This window comes from Ohtaekwangia sp. (assembly GCF_036568665.1).
GTDB lineage: Bacteria > Bacteroidota > Bacteroidia > Cytophagales > Cyclobacteriaceae > Ohtaekwangia.
The window spans coordinates 1-6,394 of record NZ_DATCSD010000479.1; the positions used below are offsets into that span (position 1 = coordinate 1).

At 44.0% G+C, this 6,394-nt stretch carries 4 protein-coding genes; 1 reads left to right on the plus strand and 3 read right to left on the minus strand.

Going from position 1 to position 6,394, the window contains the following annotated elements; translation table 11 throughout:
* The 3 genes from VIN08_RS27885 to lon form a co-directional block, all read right to left on the minus strand.
* A partial coding sequence (locus VIN08_RS27885) for an AAA family ATPase (protein WP_331972916.1) occupies positions 1-587 on the minus strand: 587 nt, incomplete at its 3' end.
* 2 nt (positions 588-589) lie between these two features.
* The gene (gene porQ / locus VIN08_RS27890) at positions 590-1,591 is read right to left on the minus strand and encodes a type IX secretion system protein PorQ (RefSeq protein ID WP_331972918.1); all 1,002 of its coding nucleotides are present in this window, start codon (positions 1,589-1,591) and stop codon (positions 590-592) included.
* 84 nt (positions 1,592-1,675) lie between these two features.
* On the minus strand, positions 1,676-4,138 hold the full coding sequence (lon, locus tag VIN08_RS27895) for an endopeptidase La (protein WP_331972920.1): 2,463 nt from the start codon (positions 4,136-4,138) through the stop codon (positions 1,676-1,678).
* 322 nt (positions 4,139-4,460) lie between these two features.
* On the opposite strand from lon, the gene VIN08_RS27900 reads away from it, so the two are divergent.
* Positions 4,461-6,278: an OmpA family protein gene (locus VIN08_RS27900; RefSeq protein WP_331972922.1), complete on the plus strand. Its 1,818-nt coding sequence runs from the start codon at positions 4,461-4,463 to the stop codon at positions 6,276-6,278.
* The last annotated feature ends 116 nt before the right edge of the window (positions 6,279-6,394 follow it).

Here is a 6,394-nt window from a genome sequence, read left to right on the forward strand (position 1 = left end):
TCGATCTTGCGATCTTCCAGTTCACCATTGCGTATCTTATCACGAAAGTGATTGCGTGTGCGTTCATTCAACTCTACATCGCTGGAAGGTATATCGGTTGATGATACATTATCCTGCGGCATATTGAAACCGGCTGAACGCGGAGTTGATTGCTGCGGACGAAGGGGTGGTATCAACGCATCGAGTATAACATCTTCTACCGCCTGCGCTGCTTTTTCTTTTACTTCTTCTTTCTTGCGCGCCTTTACCATGTTAACCGATTGCTCTACCAGGTCGCGTACCATACTTTCTACATCGCGCCCTACATATCCTACCTCGGTAAATTTAGATGCTTCAACTTTTACAAAAGGTGCATCGGCAAGTTTCGCCAATCTCCGGGCGATCTCTGTTTTTCCTACACCTGTTGCTCCGATCATCAGGATGTTGTTCGGCACAATCTCTCCCTGTATATCCGACTTCGTATTCATTCTGCGCCAGCGGTTACGCAAGGCTATTGCTACATTGCGTTTTGCTTCCTGCTGACCAATAATATATTTATCGAGCTCCTCAACGATTTGTTTCGGTGTCAAATATTTTGCGTCCATCATAATTATCTTCTCCTCAACATACTGTTTATATTCGATGACAGTGTAAGTCCATAGCCAGCCTTGCCGGCTACATAACCACTTCTGCTAAAAACAAATTCAAATGAGCGGATGCGTGCTGAAAATCCCAGCGACAGCCCCGCGCCTCCTCCGGCTGCATCGAGTTTCAATTCCTGGTGTACCCGGTAATTATAGCCGGCCAGTATATTCACATTCCGGTGGAGCAGCACTTCCACGCCAAAGTTAAAACGCCTTAATACCTTATCCAACGTTCCGGGTTTATCCTGTCCGGAAGAGGCATTATAGTATGTAACATCTTTTCGTGCCAGGTTATAGGCAGTAACTGAAAATCGAAGCGGCATGTGTTCCGGTTTGAATGAAGCCCCCAGTTGTACATCGAAAGGAAGTTCGGTGCTGCTGGTCTCGGAATACTCCGAAAAAACTATTCCCAGATTCTTTACCGTAAGCCCTATGCGAAGATCTTTCTCAGGATGTATAAATACCCCCCCCAGATCGAGCATGGCTGCACTCGCACGATAGCCCGCTATATTCGAGAAAACCATTTTTACATTGGCTCCGAATCTGAAATGTGCTATCTGGTGACTCTTGCCAATAACCAGTGCTGTTTCCCCGGATTTGTATGTGCCTATATCATTACCACTGGCATCGTACCCTTGAATAGTGCCATAGCCTATATGTTGTATACCAAACGCGAGTGTACCAATGCTGTTAAACTTATGCGCGTAAGAAAAAGTAGATTGCCCTACGTCGGCTACATAGAATTGATAGGTTGCCGAAGCAAAACCTGCCAGTGAATCTGACACCAGTGATGGATTACTGAAAAAGAAATTCAGATCACGATCGGTTAATGAAGTGTTTACACCACCCAGTGCAGCGAGCCGCGCGTTGTTCGCGACATTCAGAAAATCAAAAGACTTCTGGCCACCCACCTGTGCAAAGCACGGGGTTGCCAGAAGTATCCATATTGCCGGTAATAAACGCTTCAACGAGTTCTGTGTTTACCCTGCAATATCGTAAAACATGCGAGTTATTTATAAACCAGTTGTTACTTCAACTGTTATGAAATCGCCTCAGGCATTTACCGGTTTCTGATCCGAGAATATAAACTTCATCGGCTCTTTCACCTTCTCCTTCATCAGCGCCACTTTCAATACTTCATCCACTGAATCTACATAGTGGAAGACGAGTCCTTTGATATAGTGTTTCTCGATCTCTTCGATGTCGCGTCTGTTGCGCGAGCTGAGTACCAGTTCTTTTATACCACTGCGTTTGGCCGCGAGAATTTTTTCTTTTATACCTCCTACCGGCAATACTTTACCACGCAGTGTGATCTCGCCTGTCATGGCCAGCTTTGCTTTCACTTTGCGTTGGGTAAAGATCGATGCCAGGGAAGTAAACATCGTGATACCTGCTGACGGACCATCTTTGGGAACAGCACCAGCCGGCACGTGAATGTGCAGATCGTATTGCTGGAACAACCGATGATCGATCTCCAATGCTTCTGCATTTGACTTGAGATATGACAATGCCGCCATCGCAGATTCTTTCATCACATCGCCTAATTGTCCGGAGATCACCAGTGCTCCTTTACCACGACTGAGGCTCGACTCAACAAAGAGTATCTCTCCTCCTACCTGTGTCCAGGCAAGTCCGGTAACAACACCTGCTATATCATTGCCCTGGTATAGTTCTTCGTCAAATATTTCTGCACCCAGTACTTTACGAACCGATTCTTCCGAGATTACTTTATCGAACTCTTCTTCCATCGCTATAGATTTAGCAATGTTGCGCACAAGTGTTCCAATCTTGCGCTCTAAATTTCTCACACCCGATTCGCGGGTATAGCTGTTGATCGTTTTGATCACGGCATCTTTCGAGAATTTTACATCGGAAGTTTTCAGGCCGTGTTCTTTCAGTTGTTTCGGTATCAGGTGCTTGATCGCGATTTCAACTTTTTCTTCTAAAGTATATCCTGTTACCTCGATGATCTCCATACGATCGCGCAAGGCCGGATGTATAGTATCCAGCGAGTTGGCTGTAGCTATAAACAGTACTTTAGAAAGATCGTATTCTACTTCGAGGTAATTATCACCAAAGGCATTGTTCTGCTCAGGATCAAGTACTTCGAGTAACGCGGAAGAAGGATCGCCACGAAAGTCTGATTTTACTTTATCGATCTCATCCAGTATAAATACCGGGTTGGATGACTGCGACTTTTTAATGTTCTGCAATACCTTGCCCGGCATAGCACCAACATACGTTTTACGATGGCCGCGTATCTCGGCTTCATCATGCACACCGCCCAACGACATGCGTACGTATTTACGCTGCAACGCTTTGGCTATTGAACGACCGAGTGATGTTTTACCAACACCGGGAGGACCATAGAGACAAAGTATAGGGCCTTTCATATCCTGTTTCAGTTTTAACACTGCGAGATATTCCAGTATACGCGTCTTTACTTTCTCTAATCCGAAGTGATCCTGATCGAGAATTTTCCGTGCACGCTTCAGATCAAAATCATCTATAGTATAATCTTCCCACGGTAAATCCAGCATGAACTCTACATAGTTCATTGCTACCGGGTATTCGGCAGCCATCGGATTTATACGCAGCAGTTTATCCAGCTCTTTGTTGAAATGTTCTGCTGCCTGCTTCGACCATTTTTTAGTCTCGGCACGCTTACGGAATTTTTCAACTTCTTTATCAGGACCGTCATATCCCAATTCATCCTGCAACACTTTTATCTGCTGGCGCAAAAAGTAATCGCGCTGCTGCTGATCTATATCGGTATGTACTTTCTTCTGGATCTCGTGTTTGATCTCCAGCATCTGTATATCCTTCAGCATGTGCTGCAGCAGTAACGTACCGCGATCGGTAATGCTTTTCGTTTCGAGTATCTTTTGCTTATCGCCAACTTCTGCATTGAGGTTGGAAGAAAGAAAATGTACCAGGAACGACATACTGGAAATATTATCCAATGCTACTTGTGCTTCCTGTGGTAACTCAGGATTCAGCTTCAGTATTTTGGAAGCAGCATCTTTCAACGACTGCACAAGTGCCTTCGCTTCTTTACCATTCACATTGAGTGTAGGCTCCGGTTGCAGTTCTATACGCGCAGTAAGAAATGGCTCCTCCTGTATAAACTCGCGTATAGCGAAACGATTTTTACCTTGTATAATGATGGTTGTATTTCCATCCGGAAGTACCAGCATCTTGATGATCTTGGCGACTGTACCCGTGCGGTATAGATCATCGATAGTCGGTTCTTCTGCCTGTGAATTTTTCTGGGCTATAACACCAATGATGCGATTGCCCTGGTAAGCTTTCTTTACAAGCTTGATTGATTTTTGTCTTCCTACAGTGATAGGAATAACAACACCCGGAAAAAGTACCGTATTTTTGATGGGCAGAATAGAAAGCTCTTCGGGTAAATCTTCGGGCTTGAGATCAGAGTCCTGTTCAGGGTTAATCAGTTGAATAAGATCATCTGAATCTTCCTGAACGAGTTGTATGGGTAATGCTTTGAACATGTCTTTTAGTAAAATGCCAAACTGACACGCACTTCGTATCAGCGTTGGTTGTTGATCAGGCTCGCCTAAAGGACAATAGTAATGCCAAGAGAGTTGTAAAAGAAGTAAAATTGTGTCAACTTTAACGAGTTGCGTAAATTTTTTACCAAACAAAGGTTCAGTGAAAACCTACTTTTTAATCTTGATAACAGCTTTTTGGCTGTTGGTTTACGTTCCGCTCCTGGCTCAAAAGCCCAAACAGAAATTCAAAAAGGGCGGGATCGTGCAGCTTCATGATAGCCTGACAAGCTACAGCCAATCTGACATTTTTGAATTTCCCAACGTGAACAAGGTATCGTACTATAAAGATGCTGCTAAACTGGGAAGAATAAAAGCACTTGCTGCAACAGGTGATTATGAACAGCAATACACCGAGCTGAAAGCGTATGTAAAAAATTTCGGCATCGAGAATTTTTCGCACGACATTCAACTACTCTGGGATTTTGCCAAGCTCTCGGAAAAGATGGGACCTCCCGGTGAAGCTGTGCTGCTATACAAACTTGTACTGAAACACTACAAGCAAAACATTGACGAAAAACAAGTGCAGCGTGAGTACGATACACTTACTAAAAAGGAAAAAGATTTATACGTTCCGCTCAAGCAATATTATGAACTGGTAGCCTTCCGAAAGGAGATCGATACACTTCGCCCCCCGCAAGGCGTGTTACTCAACATGGGTTATGGTGTAAACTCGGAGAAGGAAGATTACGGGCCTACCATTGGCAACGTTGATAATGTTTTACTGTTTACATCCAAGCGAAACTCGAAAGTTGATCCGCTTAACAAAACTTATAATGAAGATCTCTTTTATACTATAAAACAACCACAGGATACAGTGTGGGGATTTGCTGAAGATTTCAAAACGATCAACACGCGCTATAACGAAGGCTCTGCCAGTTTGAGTAAAGATGGCAAGCACTTATTCTTTGCACGATGCAACTCACCTGAGTGCTATGGCAACTGCGATATATTTGTATCAGACCTTCGACCTGACAGTACATGGGGAACTCCGCGTAACCTCGGTCCTAACATCAATACTCCTTCATGGGATTCCCAACCTTCTCTCTCCCACTCGGGCGACACACTATATTTCTCTTCCGATCGCATTGGCGGCTTTGGCCTTACTGATATATACTTCTCGGTAAAAGATGCAAAAGGGGTGTGGCAGAAGGCACAGAATGTAGGCCCCATCATTAACACACGTGCGTTTGAAGTAAGCCCGTTCTATCATCACAAATTCAATGTACTATATTTCAGTTCTAACGGACAACCCCTCAACTTTGGTGACTTCGATATCTATAAATCGTATCGCTATGGCAAAGTGTGGGGCGAACCTAAAAATATAGGACCACTGGTAAATGGAGCGGGCAGTGAATATTACTTCACGATCGATTCTGAATCCAATCGTTTATACTACGCGCACTCCGCAGAAGACGATAGGAAGAATCTCGATCTATACTCTTTCCCGGTGCCGATGGAGGCACAACCGGAAGCGATTGCTAACCTGAAAGGTAAACTGATAAACTCCGAAACAAAGAAACCGTTCCATGGTATAGTATCGGTCATAGATCTGGACAAAGGTGTTGAAGTAGCGCCTAAATTTTTGCGTGAAGATGGTTCGTTTGATTTCCGTTTGATCAATAAACGAAATTACCTGCTCATCATTCAGGGCGATGACTTCTTCCGTATTGAGGAGATATTCTATATGGATGGCGACCGCGAGATGAACCTGGAAACGGAACCGATCGAAAGCAAAATCGCATTTAAGTCGCTCGAGTTTGAGAATGGCAAAGCAGATATACTTACTTCGATGCACGAGGATTTAAATAAGCTCGCGAACTTCATGATCGATCATCCGAAGCTTTCATTGAGTATATCCGGACATACGGATTTACAGGGAAACGAAATTTCAAATCTTAAACTTTCGCAGGCACGTGCGGATGCTATCAAGGCATATTTAGTATATCAGTATAAAATTGATACGAAGCGTATTGAGGCACACGGGTATGGAAGCTCCAAACCTATTGTAGAAGAAAAGACGGAGGAGGATCGCGGGTTGAACAGACGCGTGGAGTTCGAGATTCATAAAACGGAAGAGTAATTTTATTTCCCGCAGATTAAATGCAGAAATATTCCCCACAGAATTCACGGAACTACACAGATAAATGCAATCACTTTGGATTTTTCTTTGTGTAGCTTCGGGTAACAGGATTTCCG